The following is a 25,292-nucleotide window of genomic DNA, read 5'->3' as shown; positions in this document are numbered from 1 at the left end:
GATTTGCCTTCGTCACCGGACCTCCCGACGACGCCGAAGAACAACGATGCCGCTGACGCCCACGCCCCCCCGGCCGCCCATTTCACTGATCCATCGCCTGTTCAGTCCGCTCGGACTGATCGTGCTGGCCGTCGTCTACCTGCTGGCCGGGCTGACCGGCCACGATCCCTGGCGCGGCGACGACGCCGCCCATTTCGGCCCGGTGCTCGGCATGCTGCAGGGCGAGGGCCTGCTCTTCCCCCGCCTCGCCGGCGAGCCGGTGGCCGACTTTCCGCCCCTGTACTACTGGGCGTCGGCGCTGCTGGCCCGGGCCTTCGCCTGGGTGCTGCCGCTGCACGACGGCGCCCGCCTCGCCACCGCCCTGTTCACCGCCCTCGCGCTGTACTGGATCGCCCAGGCCAGCGGCCGCCTCTACGGCCGCGAGACCCGCAATGCGGCGGTGCTGCTCACCCTCGGCACGCTGGGGCTGGTCATCCATGCCCACGAAACCCAGCCCATGCTGGCCGTGGTCGCCATGCAGGCGCTCACGCTGGCGGGGCTCTCCCGCCTGACCGCCGCGCCGCTCGCGGGCGCCCTGCAGGCCGCCCTCGGCGCCGCGCTGGCCTTTGTGGCCGGGGGTTTCGCCGCCGTGCTGCTCACCGTGCCGCTCTTCCTGCTGGTGCTGCTGGTCTGCCCGGAGTGCCGCACCCCGCGCACCAGCGGCGCCGTGCTGCTCGGCCTCACCCTGGCGCTGGTGCTGGGCGCCGTGTGGCCGGTGGCCCTGCACTACCAGGACCCGGAGCTATTCCGTTTCTGGTGGACGCAGGATCTCGCCGTCCTGGTCGGCGAACCGCTGCCGGTCGCCGAAGTCGGCGGCCTGTTCAAGGACATCGGCTGGTTCGTCTGGCCCCTGTGGCCGATCGCGCTGTGGGGCCTGTGGATCGCGCGCCGGCGCCTGCTCGGCCTGCCGGTGGTGCTGCCGATCGCGGCGATCCTGCTGGTGGCCCTGTGGCTGGCCCTGAGCGAGCGCGACACCCGCGTTGCGCTGCTGCCGCTGATCGCCCCGTTCGCGCTGCTGGCCGCCTCCGGCGCGCCCGTGCTGCGCCGCGGCGCGGCGAACGCCTTCGACTGGTTCGGGGTGATGACCTTCGGCGTGTTCGCCGTGCTGGTCTGGCTCGGCTGGACGGCCCAGGTGATCGCCTGGCCGCCGGGCCTCGCCCGCCACGTGGAACGCTACGGCCCCGGCTTCGTGCTCCACGGCGAGACGGCGATGGCGCTCATCGGCGCGGGCATCACGGCGGCCTGGCTCGTGTTCGCGTGGCGCCTGCCCCGCACGCCCAACCGCGGCCCGGGCAACTGGGCGCTGGGCATGACCATGCTGTGGTGCCTGGCGGTGGCGCTGCTGATGCCCTGGTTCGACTACGGCCGCAGCTACCGCGCGCCAGCCGAATCCCTTGCCCGCGTGCTGGCCGACGAACACTCGGACTGCGTCGCCACCACCGGCCTGTCGCCGGCGGTGCGCGCCTCGCTGGACTACTTCGCCGGCCTGCGCCCGGAACCGGTGCGGGAAGCGGGCAGTCCGTGCAAGCTGCTGCTGGTGCACGACGACCGCCGCGCCGGGCCGCGCACGCTGCCGGACGAGTGGAAGCTGCTGTGGGAACATCGCCGCGGCGGCGGCAGGCAACTGGAAATCTTCCGGCTCTATCAACGTGACTGACGCTTTCGTGCCGCCCCATCGCCTGCCGGCCTGGCAGGTCCTGCAGACCCACCGCGAACGCCTGGGGGCGCAGCGCGTCGGCAACCTGTTCAGCGAAGATCCCGCCCGTTTCGATGCCCTGTCCCGCCGCGCCTGCGGCCTGCTCGCCGACTTCTCGCGCCAGCGCCTGGACCCGGCGGCCCTCGCCGCCCTGCTGGACCTCGCCGCCCAGGCGCGGCTGGCCGAAGGCATCGCCGCCCTGTTCGGCGGCAAACCGGTCAATTACACCGAAGGCCGCGCGGCACTGCACATGGCGCTGCGGGGCACCTGCCCGCCGCCGGCAGCCGATGCGGACACCTTCGCACGCACGAACGAGCGCATGCGCGCCTTCGCCACCGCACTGCGCGATGGGCGGATCACCGGCTGCACCGGATGGACCATCCGCCGCGTGGTCAACCTCGGCATCGGCGGCTCGGACCTCGGTCCGCGCATGGTCGCCGAAGCCCTGGCCGGCCCCGCCGGCCGCAACCCGGTGAGCGTACGGTTCGCCGCCAACCTCGACCCGCAGGAACTGGACGAGGCCCTGGCCGACGCCGAACCGGCCGAGACGCTGTTCATCGTCGCCTCCAAGAGCTTCACCACCGCCGAGACGCTGGCCAACGCCGAGGCCGCCCGCGCCTGGCTGCGGGCGGCCCTGGGCGAGAGTGCCGACATCGGCGCCCATTTCGCCGCCGTCACCAACGCCACCGCCGCCGCCCTCGCCTTCGGCATCGCCGCGGAGCGCCTGCTGCCCATGCCCGAATGGGTGGGGGGGCGTTACTCCGTGTGGTCGGCCATCGGCCTGCCGCTGCTCGTCGCCCTCGGCGAGGCGCGCTTCGATGCCCTGCTGGCCGGCGCGCGGGCCATGGACGAACACTTCCGCACGGCCCCCTTCGCCGACAACCTGCCGGTACTGATGGGCCTCGTGGGCCTGTGGAACACCGACTTCCTCGACCAGGAAACCCTGGCGGTGCTGCCCTACGCCCACGGCCTGCGCAGCTTCCCGGCCTGGCTGCAGCAACTGGAGATGGAGAGCAACGGCAAGCGCACGCTGCGCGACGGCAGCACCACGGCGGTGATGACCTCGCCCGTGGTGTGGGGCGGTGCCGGCACCGTCGGCCAGCACGCCTTCCACCAGCTCCTCTACCAGGGCACGCGCGCCGTTCCGCTGGATTTCATCGTCATCGCCGATGGCAACGATCCGCGCCGGCAGGCGCTGGCCGACAACGCACTGGCCCAGGCCGCCGCCCTCACCCACGGCCGCAGCCTGGACGAGGCGGAGGCTGCCCTGCGCGCCCGCGGCGCGAGCGAGGAGGACGTCCGCCGCCTGGCCCCCCACCTGGCGATCCCCGGCAACCAGGCCAGCACCACCCTGCTGCTGCCCATGCTGGAGCCCTTCGCGCTGGGCGCGCTGATGGCGCTCTACGAGCACAAGGTCTTCGTTCAGGGCTGGATCTGGGGCATCGACAGCTTCGACCAGTACGGCGTGGAACTGGGCAAGGAAATGGCGCGCCGCCTCGCGGGCGCAGCGCCGGCCGGCAGCGACGCGTCCACCCTAGGCCTGCAGCAGGCCATCGCCGCCCTGCGCGGCCCGGCTCAGCCGTAGATCAGGCACATGCCGGGGGTACTCACCCGCGGCGTGAAGTAGCCCAGCAGGTAGAAGAACGCCACCACCAGCGCCAGCATCAGCAGCTTGCGCCGCCGCGCGTACAGCCAGGCGGCGACACGGGAGAACACGGCACGCGGGCTGGTCGGCATGGCCCCGCCCTCACTCCAGGCGCAGGAAGTTGTCGCGGTAGTGGCGCAGTTCCGCGATGGATTCGTGGATGTCGGCCAGCGCCTCGTGCTTGCCCTTCTTCTCCACGCCCTTGTACACCTCCGGCCGCCAGCGCCGCGCCAGTTCCTTGAGCGTGGAGACGTCCAGGTTGCGGTAGTGGAACCAGGCTTCCAGCTCGGGCATGTAGCGCGCGAGGAAGCGGCGGTCCTGGCACACGGAATTGCCGCACATGGGAGAGGTGCGCGCCGGCACCCACTCCTTGAGGAAGGCCAGCACCTGCTGCTCGGCCTCGGCCTCGCCCACGGTGGAAGCCTTCACGCGCGCGGTGAGCCCCGACTTGCCGTGGGTGTTGCGGTTCCATTCGTCCATCGTGTCGAGCACCGTATCGGGCTGATGGACCGCGATCACGGGCGCTTCGGCCACGGTATCGAGCTGTGGATCGGTGATGACGATGGCGATTTCGATGATGCGGTCCCGGTCCGGTTCGAGGCCCGTCATCTCGAGGTCCAGCCAGATGAGGTGGTTCTGATCCTGTGCCATAATCTTCGGCCAATAACGAAACGATGAAGGCGCCGATTGTGTCACAGATTGGACCGCTCCTCGTTCCCTGCCGCGGCCCTCTCCACCTGCCCGGCTCTCCCCGACGGCTCCCCCGATGACGGCCTCCTCCTTCACCACCCTGTTCCTCGTCGTTCTGTTTGGCGGCATGCTGGTCAAGGCCATGCTGATGCTGCGCCAGATGCGCCACGTGCGTGCCCGGCGTGATGCGGTGCCGGCCGCCTTTGCCGACACCATCGGCCTCGCCGCACATCAGAAGGCAGCCGACTACACGGCGGTGCGCATGCGCCTCGGCCTGGCCGAGCTGGCCGTCTCCACCGTGTTCGTGCTCGCGCTGACCGTGGGCGGCGGCCTGCAGGCGCTGTTCGACGCCTGGAGCGCGGTCCTCGCCGCCGGCACGCTGGCCCACGGCGTGGCCCTGCTCGCCTCCCTGGGCGTGCTCGGCTGGGTGGTGGACCAGCCCTTCGCGCTGGCCCGCATCTTCGGCATCGAGAAACGCTTCGGCTTCAACCGCATGACGCCCGCGCTGTATGCGGCCGATTGCGCCCGCGAGGCCCTGCTCGGCGCGCTGCTCGGCCTGCCCATCGTGGCCGTGGCGCTGTGGCTGATGGACGCCATGGGCGAGGCCTGGTGGCTGTGGGTGTGGGCCTTCTGGCTGGGCGTGAACCTGCTCGCGCTTTTCGTCTGGCCGACCTTCATCGCGCCCCTGTTCAACAAGTTCACCCCGCTCACCGACGAGGCCCTGCGCAGCCGCGTCGAAGGACTGCTCGCCCGTTGCGGTTTCCGCTCGCGGGGCCTCTTCGTCATGGACGGCTCGCGCCGCTCCGCCCACGGCAACGCCTATTTCACCGGCTTCGGGGCGGCCAAGCGCATCGTGTTCTTCGACACCCTGCTGGAAAAGCTCGCCCCCCAGGAGGTGGAGGCGGTGCTCGCCCACGAACTCGGCCACTTCCACCACCGCCACGTGTTCAAGCGCATCGCGGCGCTGGCGGCCGGCAGCCTGGCCCTGCTGGCCCTCCTCGGCTGGCTGATCGGGCAGGACTGGTTCTACGCCGGCCTGGGCGTGGACAGCGCCGGCACCGCCACCGCGCTGGCCCTGTTCGGCCTCGCGCTGCCGGCCTTCACCTTCCCCCTCGCGCCGCTGGCCAGCCACTGGTCGCGGGCGCACGAGTTCGAGGCGGACACCTACGCCGCACGCCAGACCCGCGCCGGTGACCTGGTGACGGCCCTGGTCAAGCTGTACCGGGACAACGCCGCCACGCTGACGCCCGATCCGCTCTACTCGCGCTTCTTCGACTCCCATCCGCCGGCGGCCATCCGCGTGGCGCGGCTGCAGGCCCAGGCCCGGTGAAGCGGCGCCCGGGCACTGCCGGCCACCGCCTGCACGGCCTCGTCACCGCGGCCTTCGGCCGCCACTACGAAGTGCTCATCGACGGCGGCTGCCTGCAGGGCTACCCCCGCGGCAAGAAGAGCGTGTTCGCCTGCGGCGACGAGGTGGACATCGCCCCGCACGGCGACGGCCAGGGCGCCATCGAACACCTGCACCCGCGCCGCAACCTGCTGTGGCGCTCGGACGCCTTCCGCGAGAAGCTGATCGCCGCCAACCTGACCCAGGTGGTCATCGTGGTCGCCACCGAACCGGCCTTCTCCGATCTGCTGGTGTCGCGCTGCCTGTGCGCGGCGGAATCCCAGGACCTGAAGACGCTGATCGTGCTCAACAAGGCCGACCTGGCCGAACGCCTGCCGGCCGCACGCGCGGCGCTGGCGACCTTCACCGCCCTCGGCTACCGCGTCGTCGAACTCTCCGCGCTGGCCGGCGCCGACACGCTGCGTCCGCTGCTGGCGGGCGAGCGCAGCATCCTGGTGGGGCAGTCCGGCATGGGCAAGTCCACCCTCACCAACGCGCTGATCCCGGAAGCCAACGCCGCGACGCGGGAGATTTCCAGCGCGCTGGACAGCGGCAAGCACACCACCACCTTCGCCCGCCTCTACCCGCTGCCGGACGAGGGGTGGCTGATCGACAGCCCCGGCTTGCAGGCCTTCGGCCTCGCCCACCTGGAGCCGGACCACCTGGCCGAGTGCTTCGTGGAATTCCGCCCCCATCTCGGCCAGTGCCGCTTCCGCGACTGCCGGCACGACACCGAACCGGGCTGCGCGCTGCGCGCGGCTCTGGAGGCCGGCGCCATCCACCCGCGCCGCTTCGAGCACTACCGCAGCATCCGCGGCGAGATCGCCGAGGCCAGACGCCTCAATCCGGGCTGGTAGGCGCGCCCGCCGGCCTAGCGGCTCAGGATGGAGGTGAAGTGGCTGGCCAGCACGTTCAGCTTGTCCAGGTGCTCGCCGAGCCGGGCCGCGTGGGTATTGAAGGTGGCGCTGGATTCCACCGCCAGGCTGGCGCTGTCGCGCAGCACCTGCATCTGGCGGCCGGTCTGCTCGCTGATGCTGGACTGCTCGTGCATCGCCGCATCCACGTTGCCGGCCAGTTGGTGGATGTTGTCCACCGACTCCAGGATCATGCCGAATGCCTGGTCGGTCTGCCCGGCCAGTTCCACCGTGCGCTGGGACATCGCCACTCCGTTGCCGATGGCGTCCACGCAGGCGTGGGTGTCCTGTTCCAGGCCGGAGATAATGTCGCGGATGTCGCGCGTGGATTCCTGGGTGCGCTGGGCCAGCTTGCGCACCTCATCGGCCACCACGGCGAAGCCGCGCCCGGCCTCGCCCGCCCGCGCCGCCTCGATGGCCGCGTTGAGCGCCAGCAGGTTGGTCTGGTCGGCGATCCCGGTGATGACGTCGATGACCTTGGCGATGTTGCCGCTGCGCTCGGCCAGCGCGGCGACCGTGCCGCGGGTTTCCTCCAGCGCGTCCGCCAGATGCTTGATCGAATCGACCATGTGCACCAGTTGCTCCCGCCCCTGGGTGGTGGCCTGGCGGGACTGCACGGAGGCTTCCGCCGTGTGCGTGGCGGCCTCGGCGACCTGGTGCTGGCTGTCCAGCATGCGGGCCATGGCCTGGAAGATGTCCTCCACCTCCTGCCCCTGCCCCTGGACCGCCTGGTTGGCCTGCCCGACGCACTCGTCGGCGCGCGTCTTGGCGCGCTCGATGTAGTGACAGGAGTTGCCCAGCCGGGCGATGATGGCGCGCATCTCGGACAGGCGGGTGGCCTGCGCCTGGCGGATGACCCCCAATTCGTCCGCCCGGCCGCTGTACAGATAGGTCAGCGCCGGGTGGCCGGTCACCCGGCGGAAGTCCTCTACCAGGGCACGGAACGGCGCCAGCAGCGCCCACACCGCGATGCCTCCCCCGACCGCCAGCAGCAGGCCGGCGAGCGCCAGGGCGGCATCCCCGCGCCCGGCGGCCAGCCCGCCCAGGACCAGGCCCGGCAGGGCCGCGGCCAGCGCCAGCTTCACCCCCAGGGAAAGGCCGAATCCGCTCGCACCCCTGGGCGTGCCGCCCTCCCGCCAGCGCCGGTACTCGTGCTCGGCCCGCACCTTGGCGTCCGGGTCCGGCGCGAAGCGCACCGACTGGTACTCGACGATCTGGCCGTTCTTCATGATCGGCGTCACGTAGGCGTCGACCCAGTAGTAGTCGCCGTTCCTGCAGCGGTTCTTGACCATGCCCTTCCAGGAACGCCCGGAGCGGATGGTCTTCCACATGTCCGCGAACGCTTCCCCGGGCATGTGCGGGTGGCGGATGATGTTGTGGTGCTGCCCGACCAGTTCCTGCCGGGCGAACCCGGACACCTTGACGAAGTCGTCGTTGACGAAGGTGATGTCGCCCTGCAGATCGGTGGTCGTGATCAGGCGTACATCGGCGGGAAAGACCACCTCGCGGTCGGTGATCGGCTGGTTGTTTCGCATCTGGGGGTACCGTGGCGCTCCCACGCGGAAAAAGCCGCACGGGACGCAAACAAGAGATCGATGGATGAGGCGCAGCGGGCCGGCCGTACACCCCGCCTTGCGGAACGGGGCTCATGGGGCTGCCACCTTGCTGCGTCGAACAGAATATCGGCCCGGCGCAGGAATTCTGAAGGGAAAGTGACATTACGTGACAACTTGTCACGGGCCGGTCCCCGGCTTTCCCCGGCACGCGGGGCCGTACGGCTGCCGGCCGCCGCGATCCAGGCGGCGCGCCGATCAGGACACCGGTACCAGGAAGTCGTCGGCGATGCGGCTGCCCAGATCCTGCACGCGGCCGAGCAGGCGCAGCACGTAGTTGTGCAGGCCGTCGCGCACGATGTCCTCGATGCGGCCGAAGCGCAGTTGGGCCTCCAGTTCGCCGGCGCGCCGCTCGGTTTCGGCGGACTGGTCGTTGGCCACCGCGCACAGGTTGGCGTACACCTCCTTCAGGCAGCGCGCGATGGAGCGCGGCATGTCCACGCGCAGCAGCAGCAGTTCCGCCACCCGCGACGGGGTGATCAGGTCGCGGTACACCTTGCGGTACACCTCGAAGGCCGACACCGAGCGCAGCAGCGCGCTCCACTGGTAGTAGTCCGCCGCCCCGCCCTCCACCTCGCCGGCGGGCAGCAGCAACTGGTACTTCACGTCCAGGATGCGCGCGGTGTTGTCGGCACGTTCGAGGAAGGTGCCCAGGCGGATGAAGCGCAGCGCTTCGTCCTGCAGCATGGTGCCGATGGTCACGCCGCGGGACAGGTGGGAGCGGTACTTGACCCATTCGAAGAACTCGCTCGCCCCGGCGTCGGCCAGCATCTCCGGGGTGAAGTCGCGCATCCTGAGCCAGGTGCCGTTGGTGGTCTCCCACAATTCGGACGTCAGCGTGCCGCGCACCGCGTGGGCGTTCTCGCGCGCGGCGCGCAGACAGTTGCGTACGCTGGAAGGGTTCTCCTGGTCGAAAACCATGAATTCCAGCACCGCGTCCGGCGAAATCTCCGCATAGCGCTGATGGAAGGCGCCTTCCAGGCCCATGATGCGCAGGGTCGCGCCCCAGGCCTGCTCCTGCTGCACGGCGGACTGGGGCATCATGGACATGCGGTGGTTCACGTCCAGGATGCGGGCGACGTTCTCGGCGCGTTCCATGTAGCGGGCCATCCAGTACAGGTGGTCGGCGGTACGGCTCAGCATTTGCGTTCTCCCTTCGTTCTCTCTCGTACCGCGCCGCTCAGGCTTCCAGCACCCAGGTGTCCTTGGTGCCCCCGCCCTGCGAGGAATTGACCACCAGCGACCCCTCCCGCAGCGCCACGCGGGTCAGCCCCCCGGGCACGAGCTGCACTTCCTCGCCGGACAGCACGAAGGGGCGCAGGTCGATGTGGCGCGGCGCGATGCCGGACTCCACGAAGGTCGGGCAGGCGGACAGCGCCAGCGTGGGCTGGGCGATGTAGCGTTCGGGGTGGGCAACGAGAACCTCGCGGAAAGCCTTGATCTCGGCCTTGGTGGACGCCGGGCCGACCAGCATGCCGTAGCCGCCCGCGCCGTGGACTTCCTTGACCACCAGCTCGGCGAGATGGTCCAGCACGTGGGAGAGGTCCTCCTTCTTGCGGCACATGAAGGTGGGCACGTTGTGCAGGATGGGTTCCTCGTCCAGGTAGAAGCGGATCATCTCCGGCACGTAGGGATAGATGGACTTGTCGTCCGCCACGCCGCTGCCGATGGCGTTGGACAGCGTCACCCGGCCGGCGCGGTAGGCCTGCAGCAGGCCCGGCACACCGAGCACCGAGTCGGGGCGGAAGGCCAGCGGATCGAGGAAGTCGTCGTCGATGCGGCGGTAGATCACGTCCACGCGCTGGGGGCCGCGCGTGGTGCGCATGAACACCTGCTCGTCCTGCACGAACATGTCCTGGCCTTCCACCAGTTCGACGCCCATCTGCTGGGCCAGGAAGGCGTGCTCGAAATAGGCGCTGTTGTAGGCGCCCGGCGTCATCACCACGACGGTGGGATCGGCGACGCCGGTGGGGGCGACGCTGCGCAGGGTCTTGAGCAGCATGTCCGGGTAGCGGTCCACCGGCGCCACGCGGTAGCGCGAGAACAGGCGCGGGAAGAGCCGCATCATCATCTTGCGGTTCTCCAGCATGTAGGACACGCCGGACGGCACGCGCAGGTTGTCCTCCAGCACGTAGTACTCGCCCTGTCCCGCGCGCACGATGTCCACCCCGGCGATGTGCGCGTAGAGGTCGCGCGCCACGTCCACGCCCTGCATGACCTTGCGGTACTGGGCGTTGTTGAGCACCTGCTCCGCGGGAATGCGCCCGGCCTTGAGGATGTTCTGCTCGTGGTAGATGTCGCAGATGAAGAGGTTGAGGGCCTTGACCCGCTGGCGCAGGCCGGCGGCCAGGGTGTGCCATTCGTCGGCCGGGATGATGCGCGGGATGATGTCGAAGGGAATCAGGCGTTCGGTGCCGGAGTTTTCGCCGTACACGGCGAAGGTGATGCCGTGGCGGTGGAACAGCGCGTCCGCTTCGGCGCGCTTCTGCGCCAGGCGCTCCTCGGGCATCTCGGACAGCCAGCTTGCGTACGACGCGTAGTGCGGACGTACCCGGCCCGCATCGTCGGTCATTTCGTTATGGAAGTGCTTGATGGTCATGGCGTCGAGCCCGCCTGTTCATGAATGGAACGGTGAGTCGCCGCGGCCCGAAGGTCGGGGCATCCTCGCCACCGAATTCTGACAGCGAAAAGCATGCCAGCGTTCGGGCGCCTGCGCCGCGGCTATTCGGCCGTTTCCACCCTTACGGCGCACCACGGCGGTGCATCGCCCCATTCCCTTTGGGTGCGTTGGTGCATGGGAGGGGCACAGCCGACGGACACAAAAAAACCCGCCGAAGCGGGTTTTCTTGCCGGATTGCAAACACGGTCAGATGCGCTCGAAGACCGCAGCAATGCCCTGACCGCCGCCGATGCACATCGTGACCAGCGCGTAGCGGCCGTTGACGCGCTGCAGTTCGTAGATCGCCTTGGTGGCGATGAAGGCACCGGAGCAGCCCACCGGGTGGCCCAGAGCGATGGCGCCGCCGTTGGGGTTGGTCTTGACCGGGTCCAGGCCCAGGCCCTTGGCCACGGCGATCGCCTGGGAGGCGAAGGCTTCGTTGGACTCGATCACGTCGATCTGGTCCAGGCTCAGACCGGCACGCTTGAGGGCCAACTTGGAAGCCGGGATCGGGCCTTCGCCCATGACGTCGTTGGGCACGCCGGCCAGGGCGTAGGACACCAGGCGGGCGATGGGCTTGTGGCCGGCGGCGGCAGCGACGGATGCATCGGCGAGCACGAAGAAGGAGGCGCCGTCGTTGATGCCCGAGGCGTTGCCGGCGGTCACGGTGCCGTCCTTCTTGAACGCCGGCTTCATCTTGGCCAGCGCTTCCAGCGTGGTGGCGCGCGGGTGCTCGTCCGTGTCGAACACGGTTTCGCCCTTGCGCGTCTTCAGCACGATGGGAACGATCTGCGACTTGAAGTGGCCCGCGGCAATAGCCTTGGCGGCACGGTTCTGGGATTCCAGGGCGAAGGCGTCCTGCTCCTCGCGGCTGATGCCCCACTTGGTGGCCAGGTTCTCGGCGGTGACGCCCATATGGCCGACGCCGAAGGGGTCGGTCAGCACGGAAACCATCGCGTCGATGGCGGTGGTGTCGCCCATGCGCGCACCCGAGCGCAGCGACGGCAGCAGGTAGGCGCCGCGGGACATCACTTCCACGCCGCCGCCGATGCCGTAGTCGGCGTCGCCCAGCAGGATGGCCTGGGCGGAGGACACGATGGCCTGCAGGCCGGAGGAGCACAGGCGGTTGACCTGCATCGCCACCGATTCGTAGGACAGGCCGGCCTGGATGGAGGCCACGCGCGGCACGTAGGCGTAGCGCGACTCGGTGGGAATGCAGTTGCCCACGGTCACGAAACTGATCTGCTTGGGATCGACGCCGGAGCGGGAGATCGCCTCACGCATGACGGTGCCGGCCAGATCGGCGGGCTCCAGGCTGCTCAGCGAACCACCGAAGGTACCGATTGCCGAACGCACCGCGCTCAGGACCACAACTTCACGATTTGCCATCTGATACTCCTTCCACGTCAATCAACCGCCGACCCAGCCGGCGATTCCGACCAGGGCCAGCAACACCAGACAGAGCAGCAGCGCGCGCCATACCAGGCCTACCGTACTCTGCATGTAATCGGCATCGGCTTCCTCGCCGAGCCCCATCTCCGGGCGCTCGACGACCTCGCCCGATTCATGAACCGGCATGCCCAGCCGCACGCCCATGGCGCCGGCGCCGCTCGCCAGCAGTATACCGGAGGCCTTGTCGGGCCAAAGCATGGCCTGGGTGCGCCAGCAGTACACCGCATCCTCGAAGTCGCCCATCACCGAGAAGGAAGCCGCGGTGAGCCGCACCGGGACGAAATCGATCACCTCGAAGGCCTTGCGCGCGAACTGCCCGAACGCGCCGAACTCGGCATCGCGCCGCATTCCCCAGTCCTCGGCGAAGTAGCGCGCCAGGCGGTACAGCACCGCCCCGGCGGGACCGGGCAGCACGATGAACCAGAACACTACGCCGAATACGTTGCGGTGCGAGGACACCAGCCCCTGTTCGATGGCGAGCCGCGCGACCTCGCTGGAACTGGCCTCGCGATATTGCCCGCCGCGCCATTCGCCCAGCAGCGCGCGGGCGCGGTCGATCTCGCCCATGCGCAGCGCCAGGTGGATGTCGGTGAAGAAGTGGCTCTCCTGGCGGAAGCCCATGGTCAGGTAGAGCACGCCGATGTCGAAGGCGAAGGCGAACAGCGGATGCAGGCTCGACAGCAGCCAATGGAGCAGCGCGGTGCCGGCAGTACCCAGCACGATCACCAGCAGCCAGGCGATGCGGCCGTTGCGCACCTGGCCGTCGTTGAAACGCTCGGTCAATGCAGCCGACAGGCGGCCCAGAGGGTCCAGTACCACCTGCTGCGCAGGCAGAGGGCGCACCTGCTCGATCAGCAGGGCGATGATCAGCGAAAAAAGCGTCATGCGGGGGTCGTCAGGGTGAGAGCAAGCTGGCAGCCCTTGTTCCGGCTGTTTCCCGGCGACGATACCACAAGTGGGCGTCAGTTCAGCGGGCGCACATCACGCGATACATGTGCATACCGGTACATCGCCACGGCGGAAAAATATTATTGACCGACCGGTCAATCAATTTTATGATTTGTTGACCTGGATCAACTTTTCCAGACCTGCGAAGCCTCATCTTTTCTGCCGAGCGGCACCCATGCCGCCGAACCGATACCAACGACGAGGAGACACTGATGGCCCACAACGAAAAGCTCGCCCAGCGGATGGAGTTCCCGCCCGAGACCCAGCAACCCAACGTCTACCCCCTGTCCTGGCACGCCCAGACCGCCAAGATGGAGGAAGTGTGGGACGCGGCCCAGCGCGAGAACTGGGACCCCAAGAAACTGCCCTGGGACACCCTGGACGTGGAGTCCTACTCCTGGGAAGAACGGGAGGCGATCGCCTACTGGTGGACGCTGCTCTCCGTGTTCGACGCCTCCGCACCCCCGGTCTTCGCCGAAGCCTTCATCAAGACCTATGAAGTGCACGAGGAAGACCCGGTGCGGCGCTGCTTCTTCTCCGTGACCCGCGACGAGCAGAACCACGAGCAGATGTGCGGCCTGGCGATCACCCGCTTCCTGGAGCATCCGGACCCCCTCACCTACGAGCCGAAGACCGAACTCGGCAAGCGCCTGCAGAAGAACGCCAAGTGGCTGTACTACAACGGCGGCCGTTACTGGACCGGCTACAAGCAGGCGGTGCCCAAGTATTCGCTGGCGGTGCTGTTCAGCTCCTTCCTGATGGGCGAGATCGCCGCGGCGACCATCTTCAAGCAGATGCACGACAATTCCCGCGAACTGGTGTTCAAGGAAGCCTTCCGCAACATCGGCCGCGACGAGGGCCGCCACATGGCCATCTGTATGGCCCTGATGGAGCGCGACTACCCGCGCCTGCCCCAGGAGGACAAGGCCCTGGTGACCAAGCAGATCCGCGCCGGCTACCTCTTCCTGTCCGCCGTGCTGTTCGAGCCGCCGATGGAATTCTGGGACCTGCCCGACGACTTCATCGCCAACCAGCGCGAAGCCGAGGAGGTGGCCCGCGGCGCCGGCTTCGGCGTGCCGAGCTATGAAGCCAAGAAGGAGAACTGGAAGAACGCGATGCTGAACCTGAAGGGCGTGCTCGACCGCTACGGCATCCCCTTCCCGGCGATTCCCGAAGTGGGCATCACCGGCCAGGAAGTATCGGACGTGGACATGCAGGACATCATCCCGGTGTTCTGAGCCTCGCCCACCCGCAACCACCACGGGCCGCGGGCAAAGCACCCGCGGCCCTTTGCACATCCGACCCCACCCCGATCGGGAGACAAGAATGCAGAAGATCCGCCTCCACCCCTCCGGCCGCGAAGTGGAATGCACGCCCGGCGACACCGTGCTCGGCGCGCTGGAGAAGGCCGGCTACGCGCTGCCCAACAACTGCCGCGCCGGCGCCTGTGGCGAATGTAAGGTCAAGGTGCTCACCGGCCAGTTCGACCAGGGCATGGTGCTGGACATGGCCCTGTCCCAGGAGGAGCGCAAGCAGGGCTACGGCCTGATGTGCATGGCCAAGCCGCTGTCCGCCGAACTGGTCATCGAGTGGGGCACCGAGGACGCCAAGCCCAAGCTCTTCCCGCCGCGGGAGGATCAGCGCTTCGTGCTCACCGACCGCATCGCCCGCACGCCGCGCATCCTGGAACTGCGCTTCCGCCCGGTGGGCCAGCCCATGCGCTACTGGCCGGGCCAATACGTCACCCTGGGCGACGAGCGCGCCGGCGCCCCGCCGCGCTGCTATTCCATCGCCAACGCGCCGCGCCCGGACGGCGAGATCGTGCTGCAGATCACCCGCGTGGAAGACGGCCAGACCAGCCAGTGGGTGCACGACACGCTGAAACCCGGCGACGTGGTGAAGATATCCGGCCCCTACGGCACCTTCATCGGCGACCCCTCGGTGGACACCCCGGTGCTGTGCATGGCGGCGGGCTCGGGGCTGGCCCCCATCCTGTCCCTGACCGAGGCGGCCCTGCGGCGTGCCTACCGCAAGCCGGTCACCCTGTTGTTCTCGGCGCGCACCGCGGCGGATCTCTACGACTCAGGGCTGATGAAGTACTGGGAGACGCGCCACCGCAACTTCATCTGGCGCCCCACGCTCACGGGCGAGACGCGAGAGGGCCTGCTGCACGGACGCATTCCGGCGGTGCTCCCCGACCTGTTCCCTGACCTGTCGAAACACAGCGTATTCGTCGCCGGCAGCCCGGATTTCGTCGCGGCCTGCGTGGCCGCCGCCAGGGCGCTCGGGGCACGCGACGATCTGATCCACACCGAAGGCTATTTCGGTCAGGCGATACCGCAGACCGCGCCACCCAGCCACCTGGTGGCGGCGTGAACCGGCAAGGGGCAGCTGGCCGAATCGCGGGCAAGCCCGCTCCCACGGTCGACGGTCCTGTAGGAGCGGCCTTGGCCGCGATCCGCCGGTTCAATCACGGAAGTTGCCGTACTGCAGCGGAAAATCGGTGATCTCCTTCCGCACCAGCGCGATGGCCTCCTGCAGCACGTCGCGCTTGGCGCCGGACACCCGCACCGCGTCGCCCTGGATGGCGGCCTGGACCTTGAGCTTGCTGTCCTTGAGGAGCTTGACGATCTTCTTCGCCATGTCCTGCTCCACGCCCACCCGCACCTTCACTTCCTGCTTGACCTTGTTGCCGGAGATTTTCTGCACGTCGCCGTAGTCCAGGCAGCGCACGTCCACCTTCTTGCCGGTCATCTCGGGCAGCAGCACCGCGGTCATCTGGTCGAGCTGGAAGTCACTGTCGGCGTACAGCGTGAGCAACTTGTCGGCCTGCTCGATGCGGGCGTCGCTGCCCTTGAAGTCGTAGCGGTTGGTGATCTTGCGGTTGGCCACGTCCACGGCGTTGCGCAGCGCGACTTCGTCCACCTCGGACATGATGTCGAAAGACGGCATGGCGCCCTCCCCTGCCTCAGCCGAAATGGCAGACGTAGTGGTAGGGCTCGCCGGCGACCTTGATGTCGAAGGCCGAGTTGCCCGGCACCGTGAAGGATTCCCCGGCGCCGTAGGTCTTCCACTCGCTCTCGCCCTTCAGGCGCACGCGGCAGCTTCCGGCCACGCCTTCCATGATCTCCGGCGCACCGGTGTTGAAGGTGAGACTGGCCGGCAGTATCACGCCCACCGACTTCTTCGTGCCGTCGGCCAGCACGATGGAGTGGCTGACGCACTTGCCGTCGAAATACACGTTGGCCCGGGTGGTGACGGCCACGCCGTCGAACTTCTCGGTGATGCTCATGCGCTGGAATCCTATTCGATACCCATGATTTTCTGGATGAAGGCCTTGGAGACGAAGCCGACGAAGCCCAGCCCCAGGGCGATGAACATCCACACGGTGCCGTATCTGCCGGCCTTGGACTCCTTGGCCAAGTTGCCGATGATGAACAGCATGTAGAGGATCAGGGCGGTGAAGCAGACCTTGAGGGAGATGGACGAGAACTCCTCGACGGTCAGCCCGAAGATCAGGACTTCATTTTCCATTTTTCAGCTCGCCTCGGCCCCCGTTCAGCCCCGCTTCGCCTTCGCGTTGGCCGCGATGCGCATGCGCAGCGCGTTCAGGCGGATGAAGCCGTGGGCGTCCTTCTGGTTGTAGGCGCCGGCATCGTCCTCGAAGGTGGCGATGGTGGGGTCGAACAGGGAATCGGTCTTCGAGTCGCGCCCGGTGACGATGACGTTGCCCTTGTACAGCTTGACCCGCACCCAGCCGTTCACGGTCTGCTGGGTGTTGTCGATCAGCGCCTGCAGGGCCTGGCGCTCCGGGCTCCACCAGTAGCCGTTGTAGATCGTGCTGGCGTAGCGCGGCATCAGGTCGTCCTTCAGGTGGGCGACTTCCCGGTCCAGGGTGATGGATTCGATGGCGCGGTGCGCCTTCAGCAGGATGGTGCCCCCCGGGGTTTCGTAGCAGCCGCGGCTCTTCATGCCCACGTAGCGGTTTTCCACCAGGTCCAGCCGGCCGATGCCGTGCTTGCCGCCCAGTTGGTTGAGTTTTGCGAGCAGGTCGTGGGGCTTCAGGCGGGTGCCGTCGATGGCCACCAGGTCGCCGCGCTCGAATTCCAGGTCCACGTACTCGGCTGCGTCCGGCGCCGCTTCCGGCGACACGGTCCAGCGCCACATGGATTCCTCGGCTTCGGCAGCGGGATCTTCCAGGTGGCGGCCTTCGTAGGAGATGTGCAGCAGGTTGGCGTCCATCGAATAGGGTGAACCGCCCTGCTTGTGCTTCATCTCGATGGGAATGCCGTGCTTCTCCGCATAGGCCAGCAGCTTCTCGCGGGACAGCAGGTCCCACTCGCGCCACGGGGCGATGACCTTCACGTTGGGCATCAGCGCGTAGTAGCCCAGCTCGAAGCGTACCTGGTCGTTGCCCTTGCCGGTGGCGCCGTGGGATACGGCATCCGCGCCGGTCTGGCGGGCGATCTCGATCTGGCGCTTGGCGATCAGCGGCCGGGCGATGGAGGTGCCGAGCAGGTACTCACCCTCGTAGATGGTGTTGGCGCGGAACATGGGGAAGACGAAGTCGCGCACGAACTCTTCGCGCAGGTCGTCGATGAAGATGTTCTCCGGCTTGATGCCGAACTTCAGCGCCTTGGTGCGCGCCGGTTCGAGTTCTTCGCCCTGTCCGAGGTCGGCGGTGAAGGTCACCACCTCGCACTGGTAGGTGTCCTGCAGCCATTTCAGGATGACCGAGGTATCCAGCCCGCCCGAGTAGGCGAGCACCACTTTCTTGACGTCGCTCATGCTGTTTTCCTGTTCCCTGCTGTGTTGCCGATGCCCACGCCCGTGGGCATCGTGATGTCATTTTTCCTCGACCCTACCGAGCACTACGTACTCCATCAGGGCCTTCTGCGCGTGCAAGCGGTTTTCGGCCTCGTCCCACACCACCGACTGGGGGCCGTCGATGACCTCGGCGGTCACTTCCTCGCCGCGGTGGGCGGGCAGGCAGTGCATGAACAGCGCGTCGGCTGCGGCCACCGCCATCATCTCGGCATCCACGCACCAGTCGGCGAAGGCCTTCATGCGTTCCTCGTTCTCGGCCTCGAAGCCCATGGAGGTCCACACGTCGGTGGTCACCAGATGGGCGCCCTTGCAGGCTTCCAGCGGGTCGGCGAACTGCTGGAAGTGGCCGGTGCCGTACAGGCCGGCGCGTTCGGGTTCCACCTCGTAGCCCGGCGGAGTCGACACGTGGACGTGGAAGTCCAGCACCTCGGCCGCCTGCAGCCAGGTGTTGCACATGTTGTTGGAGTCGCCCACCCAGGCCACGGTCTTGCCCTGAATGCTGCCGCGGTGCTCGATGTAGGTATAGATGTCGGCCAGGATCTGGCACGGGTGGTATTCGTTGGTCAGCCCGTTGATGACCGGCACGCGCGAATTGGCGGCGAAGCGCTCGATGATGTCCTGCTCGAAGGTGCGGATCATCACCAGGTCGCTCATGCGCGAGATTACCTGCGCCGCGTCCTCCACCGGCTCGCCGCGGCCCAGTTGCGAGTCGCGCGTGTTCAGGTAGATGGCCGAGCCGCCCAACTGGTGCATGCCCGCCTCGAAGGACAGGCGCGTGCGCGTGCTGGCCTTCTCGAAGATCATCACCAGGGTGCGGTCGAACAGCGGGTGGTGGGGCTCGTAGCGCTTGTACTTGTCCTTGATCCAGCGCGTGCGCTCGAACAGGTAGTCGTACTCCTCGCGCGTGAAGTCCTTGAACTGCAGGTAGTGCTTGAGTGCCGTCATCGCGTCCAACCTCTGCTCATTGGGCGAGGAAGTCGCGCACCAGCGGTGCGAGCAGGCCGACCAGGGTCTGCGCCTCGGCTTCGCTCAGGATCAGCGGCGGCAGCAGGCGGATCACCCGCTCCGCGGTCACGTTGATCAGCAGCCCCGCTTCCAGGGCCTTGCCCACCAGCGCGCCGCAGGGGCGGTCGAGCTCGACGCCTATCATCAATCCGCGGCCGCGGATGTCCACGACACCGTCAACCCCGGCGAGCGCCTCGCGCAGGCCGCTGCGGATCGTTTCGCCGACTTTCAACGCGTTGGACATCAGCCCGTCGCTTTCGATCACCTCCAGCGTGGTCAGCCCGGCCGCGCAGGCCAGCGGATTGCCGCCGAAGGTGGAGCCGTGGTTGCCCGGTCCGAACAGCCCGGCCGCACGGCCGGCAGCCAGGCAGGCGCCGATGGGCACGCCGGAGCCGAGGCCCTTGGCCAGCGTCATCACGTCGGGCTTCACGCCGGACTGCTGCCAGCCGAACCAGTGCCCGGTGCGGCCCACGCCGCACTGCACTTCGTCGCAGATCAGCAGCCACTCGTGCTGGTCGCACACCTCGCGCAGTTCGCGCTGGAAATCCTCGTCGGCCACGTTGATGCCGCCCTCGCCCTGGATCATCTCCAGCATCACGGCGACCACGCCGTGGTTGTGCTCGGCAATGGCGCGGATGGCGCCGATGTCCTTGTACGGCACGCGCACGAAGCCGCTCACCAGCGGCTCGAAACCGGCCTGGCTCTTGCGGTTGCCGGTGGCCGACAGCGTGGCCAGCGTGCGACCGTGGAAGGCGTTCTCCATGACGATCACGGTGGGCAGTTCGATGCCCTTGCGGTGCCCGTAGAAGCGGGCGAGCTTGATCGCCGCCTCGTTGGCCTCGCAGCCGGAATTGCAGAAGAACACCTCGTCCATGCCCGAGAGCGCGGCCAGACGGTCGGCGAGCCGTTCCTGCAGCGGAATGCAGTAGAGGTTGGAAGTGTGCAGCACGCGGCCGGCCTGTTCGGCAATGGTGCGGACCAGGCGCGGGTGATTGTGGCCAAGGGTGGATACGGCGATCCCGGACAGAGCATCCAGGTAGCGCCTGCCCGCCTCATCGTAGATCCACGCGCCTTCGCCGTGGGTGAAGGCCACCGGCTGCCTAGCGTAGGTATTCATCAGATGCGACATGGAGGTCCCCCGCTGGAACGATGAAGCACAAAAACGCACACGGCGGCAGACGCCGCCGTGGGATTGGCAAAGGAAAGATGTTAAGGGAATCCGGGCAGGTTGTATATATTGCAGGCCCTCCGCCGGCGGGCCGGGGCGCCATTGCGGAACACGTTTTCTGTTAGAATCCGCCCTCCTTGCGAGGCGCCGCCGCATACCCGCAGGTTGCGCCCACCCCGATTCCCGATGCCTGAACGGCGTGACACATGAATCAAAAGATCGAAAGCTTCGCCATCATCGGGGTCACGAGAGAGGGAAAGAAATTCCGCCCGAGCGACTGGGCGGACCGCCTGTGCGGCATCATGTCGGCCTTCGGCGCCGACCACCGCATGATGTACTCCCCCTACGTGCGCCCCGGCTGCACCCTCAAGGGCGACAAGACGGTGCTCGTGGATCGCCGCCTCTACGACGTGGAGCCGCTGGCCTACAAGTTCCTGATCAATTTCGCCAACGACAACAACCTGCAGATGGAACCGATGGACCCGGAGCAGACCGCGCTCTGAACCCGGCCGGCACGGGGCATCGCGGATCGGAACGCCCCGGACAAAAGAAAACGGCGACCCGAAGGTCGCCGTTTTTCGTGCCGTCGCGGCGCCCGAATCAGGCGGCCATCGCCTTGATGGCGGACGACAGGCGGCTCTTGTGGCGAGCGGCCTTGTTCTTGTGGATGATCTTCTTGTCGGCAATGCTGTCGATGGTGCTCGTCGAGGTGCGGAACACAGACTGAGCCGCCGCCTTGTCGCCACCCGCGATGGCCTTGCGAACGGCCTTGATCGCGGTACGCAAACGCGAGCGCAGGCTGGCGTTCTGGGCGCGAGCCTTGACCGCCTGACGGGCACGCTTGCGGGCTTGTGCGGAATTGGCCATGGATTTACTTCCGTTGTTCAGGTTTGGAAAAACCGGCATTCTAACGGCCCGGCGCGCCGCATGCAAGCACAAAGCGAAGCGCACGGCATGCCCGCACCACCACCCGCCTTCCGCCCATGCTCGCCCTGCTCCACCGGGACGACCACCTGGTCGCCATCCACAAGCCCGCCGGCCTGCTGGTCCACCGCTCCGCCCTCGATGCCCGCGAGACGCGCTTTGCCGTGCAGTTGCTGCGCGACCAGCTCGGCCGCCATGTGTTTCCGGTGCACCGCCTGGACAAGGGCACCTCCGGCGTGCTGCTGTTCGCCCTCGATCGGGAGACCCTGGCGCGGCTGTCCGGCGCCTTCGAGGCGGGCGCGGTCGGCAAGCGCTACGTGGCGGTGGTACGCGGCCACCCGCCGGCCGAAGGGCTGATCGACCATCCCCTGAGCCGGCGCCACGACGAGGCCGAGCACCTGCCCGCAGGCATCGCCGGCACGCCCCGCCCGGCCCGGACCCGCTTCCGCACGCTGGCCACCGCCGAGCTACCCTGCCGGGTGGACCGCTACCCCACCAGCCGCTACGCGCTGGCGGAACTGGTGCCGGAGACCGGCCGGCGCCACCAGTTGCGCCGCCACCTCAAGCACATCTCCCACCCCATCGTCGGCGACGCCACCTTTGGCAAGGGGCGCCACAACCGGCTGTTCCAGACCCTGTTCGGCGTGCATCGCCTTTTACTGGCATGCACGCTGCTGACTTTCGAACACCCCTGGAGCGGCAGCCCCGTCCGCATCGCTACGGCGCCGGACACCGATTTCATGCAGGCAGTCGATGCCCTCGGCTGGCGCGAGGCCCTGCAGCGCAGTCTTTCGGGTGTCATCGATTCGTAGCACAATGGTCCGCCCACGACCACCGCACCCCAAGAGCTTCGATGAACCGCCTGCTTCAAGTCCGCGCCCTCGGCCAGCAGATCTGGCTCGACAACCTCTCCCGCACCCTGATCCGCGACGGCCACCTGACCCGCTTCATCGACGAGGACGGCGTCAGCGGCATCACCACCAATCCCGCGATCTTCCACAAGGCCATCGCCGACGGACGCTATTACGAAGCCGATCTCGCCGCGCTCAAGGCCCGGCCGCTGAGTGCGGAAGCGCGCTACGAGGCGCTGGTGATCCCGGACGTGCAGGCCGCCTGCGACCTGCTGCGCCCGACCTGGGAGGCGAGCGGCGGCGACATGGGCTACGTCAGCCTGGAAGTCTCGCCCGCGCTGGCCCACGACCGCGCCGGCACGCTGGCCGCCGGGCTGCGCCTGCGCGCGGCGGTCGGCCGCGACAACCTGCTGATCAAGGTGCCGGCCACGCCGGCCGGACTGGGTGCCATCGAGGACCTGGTCGCCGCCGGGGTCAGCGTCAACGTCACGCTGATGTTCTCACTGGCCCACGTGGACGCCGTGGCCGCGGCCTACCTGCGCGGCCTGGAGCGTCTGCGCGTAGCGGGCGGCGACCTGCGCCGGGTGGTGTCGGTGGCGAGCCTGTTCCTGAGCCGGGTGGACACGCTGGTGGACAAGCAGCTTGAGGCCCTGGGCGAAGCGGGGCGAGCCTGGCTCGGCAGAAGCGCCGTGGCACTCGCCAAGACCGCCTACCAGCGCTACAGGGAACGCTTCCATGGTAGTACCTTCGCCGCGCTGCGCGCCGCCGGCGCGCGCCCGCAGCACATGCTGTGGGCCAGCACCGGCACCAAGAATCCCGCCTACAGCGACCTGCTCTACGTGGAACCGCTGATCGGCGCGGAAACGGTCAACACACTGCCGGACGCCACGCTGGCCGCCCTGATCGACCACGGCAAGGTCGCTGCGACGCTGGAACGGGATACCGATGCGGCCACGGATTGCCTGGCCGCCCTGGCGGAACTGGGCATCGACATGACGGTGGCCGGCGAGACGCTGCAGGCCGAAGGCCTGAAGCAGTTCGAGGACGCCTTCACCAAACTGCTGGAACTCACCGCCTGAACGCGCCGGCCTCGGGTAGCCCTCAGAGAATTCGTTCCAGCCGGTCCAGATGGGCCATGGCGGCGTCCAGTTGCGCCGTGGCCTCACGCAACGCCGCGCCCTGCTCGTGCAGCGCGGTCAGGTGCTCTTCCATCATCCGGGAGATGGTGCGCAGCGCATTCAGCGGCGTGCCCGCGGCGAGGCGCGCACAGTCGATGTAGCCCTGCATCTCGCGCAGGCGCCGGGCGTCCTCGGCCTCGTGCGCATCGATGAAGCGCTCGATGGCGCTGGAGCGCGCGCGGAAGAAGGCTTCCGGATTGCGTTCGGCGAGCCTGCGCCAATGATCGAAATCGAATTCCGCCACCTTGCCCCCTCACGGGGCGCAATGGGACGACCCCGTATTTCATCCTAGGTAAGGGGGTGGAGCGGAACAAGCGGACATTTGTTGCCCGCCGTGACGCACGGCGGGGTTGGCTCAGACGGTGGCGGGCAGCGCGGCACCGCCCTGCAGCAGCACGGAGCGCGACACGCCGCGGAACTCGCCGGCGTTGCCGAGCAGTTCCTTCATGTCCAGGATGAGCACGATCTGGCCGTTGGACAGCGTGGTCACGCCGGCCACGCCCTTGGGGCGGAAGTCGTCCAGGGACTTGATCACCGCATCCTCGCGCCCGGCGAAGCTGTCGATGGCGAGGATGAAGGACAGTTCCGCGGTGTGCATCAGCACGCCATACTCCGGGGGCCGCTCCTGGGGCCAGCCGAGCATGGTCGCCAGCGTCAGGATGGGCAGCACCTCGCCGCGCACGACCATGGTGGCCCGTCCGCCCACTTCCTGGATGTGTTGGGCCTCGATGGGCAGAATCTCGCGCACCATGGACAGGGGCACGGCGAAGGGCTGCTCGCCCAGGCGCACCAGCAGCACCGGCAGGATGGCCAGCGTGAGCGGCAGGCTGATGATGAAGGTGGTGCCCTTGCCGAGCTGGGAGCGGATCTCGATGGAGCCGTTGAGCTTCTGGATGTTGGTGCGCACCACGTCCATGCCCACGCCGCGGCCGGAGACGTCGGACACCTGCGCCGCGGTGGAGAAACCGGGGAGGAACACCAGGTTGTAGCTCTGGCGCTCGTCCATGGTGTTGGCTTCCTCGTCGGTGATCAGCCCCTTCTCCACCGCCTTGGCGCGCAGCTTCTCGGCGTTCATGCCGTGGCCGTCGTCGGCCACCATGATCAGGATGTGGTCGCCCTCCTGGCGCGCCTCCAGCCGGACGATGGACTTCTCCGGCTTGCCCGAGGCGCGGCGCTCGGCGGCGGATTCCACGCCGTGGTCCACCGCGTTGCGGATGAGGTGGATGATCGGGTCGGACAGGTCCTCGATCATCGTCTTGTCGATCTCGGTTTCCTCGCCGGCCAGCACCAGTTCCACGTCCTTGCCAAGGTTGCGCGCCAGGTCGCGGGCGATGCGCGGGTACTTCTGGAACAGCCGGCCGATGGGCTGCATGCGGGTCTTCATGACCGCGTTCTGCAGGTCGGAGACCAGCAGGTCGAGCTGGCTCACCGCCACGTCGAGGGCATGCAGGGTCTCGGTGTCGTTGAGACCGTTGAGGATGTCGCTGCGCAGGGCGTTGAGGCGGTTCTTGGTGAGGCCGATCTCGCCGGAGAGGTTCAGCACCTGGTCCAGGCGCGCGGTATCGACGCGGATCGTGTTGTCGCGGGCCTTCTCGGTGTCGCGCCGGCCGACCGGAGCGGTGGAGCCCGGCTTGTCGGTGGCGCGCCGGCCGATGGCGTGCTCGATGACTTCCTCCGAACTCCTGGCCGGCGCAGCGGCAGCGGCGGCTTCCACCGCCACCGGCAGCCCGGTCACGGCGTTGAACAGGAGATTCCAGTCCGGCTCGCTGCCGGCCGGCGTCGCGACGACGGGCGCCGGAGCGGGCACCGGCGACGGTGCCGCGGCACCGCCCGCACCGAGCTCGCCGGCGAGCGCCTGCCTGAGATTGCCGATCAGCGCCGGATCGGCCGGCTGCGGCTGCACGCCCTGCTCGAGGAAACCGAACATGTCGCGCACCCCGGCGGTGGCGGCGAGGATGACGTCCATCGCTTCGGGCGTGATTTCCAGTTCGCCGTTGCGCAGCTTGTCGAACAGGTTCTCGGTGAGGTGGCAGAGCGTCACCAGTTCGGTGGCGTTGAGGAAGCCAGCGCCGCCCTTGATGGTGTGAAAGCCGCGGAAGATGTCGTTGAGGAGGCTGCGGTCGTCGGGCGCGCGCTCCAGGTCCACGAGCTTGTTGTCGACGCCGGACAGCAGATCGCCCGCCTCGACGAGAAAGTCCTGCAGCAGTTCTTCCATGCCGGCGAAGTCACTCATGATCCTCATGCTCCTCTTTCACGGCGCGGTCTCCACCGCACCTTGCGGCCGCGGATCGCCCCC

25 protein-coding genes are annotated in these 25,292 nt (G+C 68.1%); 9 read left to right on the top strand and 16 right to left on the bottom strand.

What is annotated here, in order from left to right; all coding sequences use genetic code 11:
- The first annotated feature begins 46 nt into the window (after nucleotides 1-46).
- Nucleotides 47-1,696, top strand: coding sequence for an ArnT family glycosyltransferase (locus tag E6O51_RS12280; protein ID WP_136385272.1), 1,650 nt, complete (start codon nucleotides 47-49; stop codon nucleotides 1,694-1,696).
- Nucleotides 1,689-3,320, top strand: coding sequence for a glucose-6-phosphate isomerase (gene pgi, locus E6O51_RS12275; RefSeq protein WP_136385271.1), 1,632 nt, complete (start codon nucleotides 1,689-1,691; stop codon nucleotides 3,318-3,320). The genes E6O51_RS12280 and pgi overlap by 8 nt, the downstream gene beginning before the upstream one ends.
- On the opposite strand, the gene E6O51_RS21865 is transcribed toward pgi, so the two are convergent.
- Nucleotides 3,311-3,472, bottom strand: coding sequence for a hypothetical protein (locus E6O51_RS21865; RefSeq protein WP_168735258.1), 162 nt, complete (start codon nucleotides 3,470-3,472; stop codon nucleotides 3,311-3,313). The two genes, pgi and E6O51_RS21865, sit on opposite strands and share 10 nt — an antisense overlap.
- A 10-nt stretch (nucleotides 3,473-3,482) precedes the next feature.
- The gene (orn, locus tag E6O51_RS12270; RefSeq protein ID WP_136385270.1) at nucleotides 3,483-4,031 is read right to left on the bottom strand and encodes an oligoribonuclease; all 549 of its coding nucleotides are present in this window, start codon (nucleotides 4,029-4,031) and stop codon (nucleotides 3,483-3,485) included.
- A gap of 115 nt (nucleotides 4,032-4,146) precedes the next feature.
- Between orn and E6O51_RS12265 the strand changes: the two genes are divergently transcribed.
- The gene (locus E6O51_RS12265) at nucleotides 4,147-5,400 is read left to right on the top strand and encodes a M48 family metallopeptidase (protein WP_136385269.1); all 1,254 of its coding nucleotides are present in this window, start codon (nucleotides 4,147-4,149) and stop codon (nucleotides 5,398-5,400) included.
- Complete coding sequence (gene rsgA, locus E6O51_RS12260; protein WP_408003412.1) at nucleotides 5,397-6,314, top strand: ribosome small subunit-dependent GTPase A; 918 nt, start codon at nucleotides 5,397-5,399, stop codon at nucleotides 6,312-6,314. Before E6O51_RS12265 ends, rsgA begins: the two co-directional genes overlap by 4 nt.
- 14 nt (nucleotides 6,315-6,328) lie before the next feature.
- On the opposite strand, the gene E6O51_RS12255 is transcribed toward rsgA, so the two are convergent.
- The 5 genes from E6O51_RS12255 to E6O51_RS12235 all read right to left on the bottom strand — a co-directional run bounded on the left by E6O51_RS12255 (nucleotide 6,329) and on the right by E6O51_RS12235 (nucleotide 12,980).
- Entirely contained in the window at nucleotides 6,329-7,906 is a 1,578-nt protein-coding gene (locus E6O51_RS12255; RefSeq protein ID WP_136385268.1) for a methyl-accepting chemotaxis protein, read from the bottom strand.
- 276 nt (nucleotides 7,907-8,182) lie between these two features.
- Complete coding sequence (locus E6O51_RS12250) at nucleotides 8,183-9,127, bottom strand: alpha-E domain-containing protein (protein WP_136385267.1); 945 nt, start codon at nucleotides 9,125-9,127, stop codon at nucleotides 8,183-8,185.
- Nucleotides 9,128-9,164: 37 nt separating this feature from the next.
- Nucleotides 9,165-10,583 (bottom strand): circularly permuted type 2 ATP-grasp protein, encoded by a 1,419-nt coding sequence (locus E6O51_RS12245; RefSeq protein ID WP_136385266.1) that lies wholly within the window; start codon nucleotides 10,581-10,583, stop codon nucleotides 9,165-9,167.
- Nucleotides 10,584-10,850: 267 nt separating this feature from the next.
- The gene (locus tag E6O51_RS12240; RefSeq protein ID WP_136385265.1) at nucleotides 10,851-12,032 is read right to left on the bottom strand and encodes an acetyl-CoA C-acyltransferase family protein; all 1,182 of its coding nucleotides are present in this window, start codon (nucleotides 12,030-12,032) and stop codon (nucleotides 10,851-10,853) included.
- A gap of 21 nt (nucleotides 12,033-12,053) precedes the next feature.
- Nucleotides 12,054-12,980: a CobD/CbiB family protein gene (locus E6O51_RS12235; RefSeq protein ID WP_136385264.1), complete on the bottom strand. Its 927-nt coding sequence runs from the start codon at nucleotides 12,978-12,980 to the stop codon at nucleotides 12,054-12,056.
- Nucleotides 12,981-13,255: 275 nt separating this feature from the next.
- Here E6O51_RS12235 and E6O51_RS12230 point away from each other — a divergent pair, with 275 nt between their 5' ends.
- Both E6O51_RS12230 and E6O51_RS12225 read left to right on the top strand, forming a co-directional pair.
- Nucleotides 13,256-14,281 carry a diiron oxygenase gene (locus tag E6O51_RS12230; RefSeq protein ID WP_136385263.1) on the top strand — a complete coding sequence of 342 codons (1,026 nt, stop codon included), beginning with the start codon at nucleotides 13,256-13,258 and terminating at the stop codon, nucleotides 14,279-14,281.
- Nucleotides 14,282-14,369: 88 nt separating this feature from the next.
- The gene (locus E6O51_RS12225) at nucleotides 14,370-15,419 is read left to right on the top strand and encodes a 2Fe-2S iron-sulfur cluster-binding protein (RefSeq protein WP_136385262.1); all 1,050 of its coding nucleotides are present in this window, start codon (nucleotides 14,370-14,372) and stop codon (nucleotides 15,417-15,419) included.
- Nucleotides 15,420-15,509: 90 nt separating this feature from the next.
- On the opposite strand, the gene E6O51_RS12220 is transcribed toward E6O51_RS12225, so the two are convergent.
- Genes E6O51_RS12220 through E6O51_RS12195 form a run of 6 tightly spaced genes read right to left on the bottom strand, consistent with a single transcriptional unit; the run spans nucleotide 15,510 to nucleotide 20,004 of the window.
- The gene (locus tag E6O51_RS12220; RefSeq protein WP_136385261.1) at nucleotides 15,510-15,995 is read right to left on the bottom strand and encodes a YajQ family cyclic di-GMP-binding protein; all 486 of its coding nucleotides are present in this window, start codon (nucleotides 15,993-15,995) and stop codon (nucleotides 15,510-15,512) included.
- Between the two features lie 16 nt (nucleotides 15,996-16,011).
- Nucleotides 16,012-16,335 (bottom strand): pyrimidine/purine nucleoside phosphorylase, encoded by a 324-nt coding sequence (gene ppnP / locus E6O51_RS12215; RefSeq protein WP_136385260.1) that lies wholly within the window; start codon nucleotides 16,333-16,335, stop codon nucleotides 16,012-16,014.
- Between the two features lie 11 nt (nucleotides 16,336-16,346).
- Nucleotides 16,347-16,577 (bottom strand): DUF2788 domain-containing protein, encoded by a 231-nt coding sequence (locus E6O51_RS12210; RefSeq protein WP_136385259.1) that lies wholly within the window; start codon nucleotides 16,575-16,577, stop codon nucleotides 16,347-16,349.
- 24 nt (nucleotides 16,578-16,601) lie between these two features.
- On the bottom strand, nucleotides 16,602-17,831 hold the full coding sequence (locus E6O51_RS12205; RefSeq protein ID WP_136385258.1) for an argininosuccinate synthase: 1,230 nt from the start codon (nucleotides 17,829-17,831) through the stop codon (nucleotides 16,602-16,604).
- 57 nt (nucleotides 17,832-17,888) lie between these two features.
- Nucleotides 17,889-18,815 carry an ornithine carbamoyltransferase gene (gene argF / locus E6O51_RS12200; RefSeq protein WP_136385257.1) on the bottom strand — a complete coding sequence of 309 codons (927 nt, stop codon included), beginning with the start codon at nucleotides 18,813-18,815 and terminating at the stop codon, nucleotides 17,889-17,891.
- Between the two features lie 16 nt (nucleotides 18,816-18,831).
- Nucleotides 18,832-20,004: an aspartate aminotransferase family protein gene (locus E6O51_RS12195; RefSeq protein WP_136385256.1), complete on the bottom strand. Its 1,173-nt coding sequence runs from the start codon at nucleotides 20,002-20,004 to the stop codon at nucleotides 18,832-18,834.
- Between the two features lie 245 nt (nucleotides 20,005-20,249).
- On the opposite strand from E6O51_RS12195, the gene E6O51_RS12190 reads away from it, so the two are divergent.
- Nucleotides 20,250-20,546, top strand: a complete 297-nt coding sequence (locus E6O51_RS12190; RefSeq protein ID WP_136385255.1) for a DUF3579 domain-containing protein — start codon at nucleotides 20,250-20,252, stop codon at nucleotides 20,544-20,546.
- Nucleotides 20,547-20,643: 97 nt separating this feature from the next.
- Here E6O51_RS12190 and rpsT read toward each other — a convergent pair whose 3' ends face one another.
- Complete coding sequence (gene rpsT, locus E6O51_RS12185; protein WP_136385254.1) at nucleotides 20,644-20,910, bottom strand: 30S ribosomal protein S20; 267 nt, start codon at nucleotides 20,908-20,910, stop codon at nucleotides 20,644-20,646.
- A gap of 116 nt (nucleotides 20,911-21,026) precedes the next feature.
- Here rpsT and E6O51_RS12180 point away from each other — a divergent pair, with 116 nt between their 5' ends.
- Both E6O51_RS12180 and tal read left to right on the top strand, forming a co-directional pair.
- A complete protein-coding gene (locus E6O51_RS12180; RefSeq protein WP_136385253.1) occupies nucleotides 21,027-21,779 on the top strand; it encodes a pseudouridine synthase in 753 nt (250 codons plus the stop codon).
- A gap of 41 nt (nucleotides 21,780-21,820) precedes the next feature.
- Nucleotides 21,821-22,897, top strand: coding sequence for a transaldolase (gene tal / locus E6O51_RS12175; protein ID WP_136385252.1), 1,077 nt, complete (start codon nucleotides 21,821-21,823; stop codon nucleotides 22,895-22,897).
- A gap of 22 nt (nucleotides 22,898-22,919) precedes the next feature.
- Here the strand turns inward: tal and E6O51_RS12170 are convergent, their stop codons facing one another.
- Together E6O51_RS12170 and E6O51_RS12165 are read right to left on the bottom strand one after the other, a co-directional pair.
- Nucleotides 22,920-23,240 carry a DUF3135 domain-containing protein gene (locus E6O51_RS12170; protein ID WP_136385251.1) on the bottom strand — a complete coding sequence of 107 codons (321 nt, stop codon included), beginning with the start codon at nucleotides 23,238-23,240 and terminating at the stop codon, nucleotides 22,920-22,922.
- Nucleotides 23,241-23,351: 111 nt separating this feature from the next.
- Nucleotides 23,352-25,229, bottom strand: a complete 1,878-nt coding sequence (locus tag E6O51_RS12165; protein WP_136385250.1) for a chemotaxis protein CheA — start codon at nucleotides 25,227-25,229, stop codon at nucleotides 23,352-23,354.
- Nucleotides 25,230-25,292 lie beyond the last annotated feature (63 nt).

This window comes from Pseudothauera rhizosphaerae, assembly GCF_004801305.1.
In the GTDB taxonomy this organism is placed as follows: Bacteria; Pseudomonadota; Gammaproteobacteria; order Burkholderiales; family Rhodocyclaceae; genus Pseudothauera; species Pseudothauera rhizosphaerae.
The sequence above is the reverse complement of the archived record's forward strand: the minus strand, read 5'-3'. Positions and strand labels throughout refer to the sequence as shown.

What these genes read in the sequence shown, in the direction of transcription:
- E6O51_RS12280 (WP_136385272.1), top strand. Translation starts at nt 47, where the DNA reads ATGCCGCTGACGCCCACGCCCCCCCGGCCGCCCATTTCACTGATCCAT.
- E6O51_RS21865 (WP_168735258.1), bottom strand. Translation starts at nt 3,472, where the DNA reads ATGCCGACCAGCCCGCGTGCCGTGTTCTCCCGTGTCGCCGCCTGGCTG.
- orn (WP_136385270.1), bottom strand. Translation starts at nt 4,031, where the DNA reads ATGGCACAGGATCAGAACCACCTCATCTGGCTGGACCTCGAGATGACG.
- E6O51_RS12265 (WP_136385269.1), top strand. Translation starts at nt 4,147, where the DNA reads ATGACGGCCTCCTCCTTCACCACCCTGTTCCTCGTCGTTCTGTTTGGC.
- E6O51_RS12255 (WP_136385268.1), bottom strand. Translation starts at nt 7,906, where the DNA reads ATGCGAAACAACCAGCCGATCACCGACCGCGAGGTGGTCTTTCCCGCC.
- E6O51_RS12250 (WP_136385267.1), bottom strand. Translation starts at nt 9,127, where the DNA reads ATGCTGAGCCGTACCGCCGACCACCTGTACTGGATGGCCCGCTACATG.
- E6O51_RS12245 (WP_136385266.1), bottom strand. Translation starts at nt 10,583, where the DNA reads ATGACCATCAAGCACTTCCATAACGAAATGACCGACGATGCGGGCCGG.
- E6O51_RS12240 (WP_136385265.1), bottom strand. Translation starts at nt 12,032, where the DNA reads ATGGCAAATCGTGAAGTTGTGGTCCTGAGCGCGGTGCGTTCGGCAATC.
- E6O51_RS12235 (WP_136385264.1), bottom strand. Translation starts at nt 12,980, where the DNA reads ATGACGCTTTTTTCGCTGATCATCGCCCTGCTGATCGAGCAGGTGCGC.
- E6O51_RS12230 (WP_136385263.1), top strand. Translation starts at nt 13,256, where the DNA reads ATGGCCCACAACGAAAAGCTCGCCCAGCGGATGGAGTTCCCGCCCGAG.
- E6O51_RS12225 (WP_136385262.1), top strand. Translation starts at nt 14,370, where the DNA reads ATGCAGAAGATCCGCCTCCACCCCTCCGGCCGCGAAGTGGAATGCACG.
- E6O51_RS12220 (WP_136385261.1), bottom strand. Translation starts at nt 15,995, where the DNA reads ATGCCGTCTTTCGACATCATGTCCGAGGTGGACGAAGTCGCGCTGCGC.
- ppnP (WP_136385260.1), bottom strand. Translation starts at nt 16,335, where the DNA reads ATGAGCATCACCGAGAAGTTCGACGGCGTGGCCGTCACCACCCGGGCC.
- E6O51_RS12210 (WP_136385259.1), bottom strand. Translation starts at nt 16,577, where the DNA reads ATGGAAAATGAAGTCCTGATCTTCGGGCTGACCGTCGAGGAGTTCTCG.
- E6O51_RS12205 (WP_136385258.1), bottom strand. Translation starts at nt 17,831, where the DNA reads ATGAGCGACGTCAAGAAAGTGGTGCTCGCCTACTCGGGCGGGCTGGAT.
- argF (WP_136385257.1), bottom strand. Translation starts at nt 18,815, where the DNA reads ATGACGGCACTCAAGCACTACCTGCAGTTCAAGGACTTCACGCGCGAG.
- E6O51_RS12195 (WP_136385256.1), bottom strand. Translation starts at nt 20,004, where the DNA reads ATGTCGCATCTGATGAATACCTACGCTAGGCAGCCGGTGGCCTTCACC.
- E6O51_RS12190 (WP_136385255.1), top strand. Translation starts at nt 20,250, where the DNA reads ATGAATCAAAAGATCGAAAGCTTCGCCATCATCGGGGTCACGAGAGAG.
- rpsT (WP_136385254.1), bottom strand. Translation starts at nt 20,910, where the DNA reads ATGGCCAATTCCGCACAAGCCCGCAAGCGTGCCCGTCAGGCGGTCAAG.
- E6O51_RS12180 (WP_136385253.1), top strand. Translation starts at nt 21,027, where the DNA reads ATGCTCGCCCTGCTCCACCGGGACGACCACCTGGTCGCCATCCACAAG.
- tal (WP_136385252.1), top strand. Translation starts at nt 21,821, where the DNA reads ATGAACCGCCTGCTTCAAGTCCGCGCCCTCGGCCAGCAGATCTGGCTC.
- E6O51_RS12165 (WP_136385250.1), bottom strand. Translation starts at nt 25,229, where the DNA reads ATGAGTGACTTCGCCGGCATGGAAGAACTGCTGCAGGACTTTCTCGTC.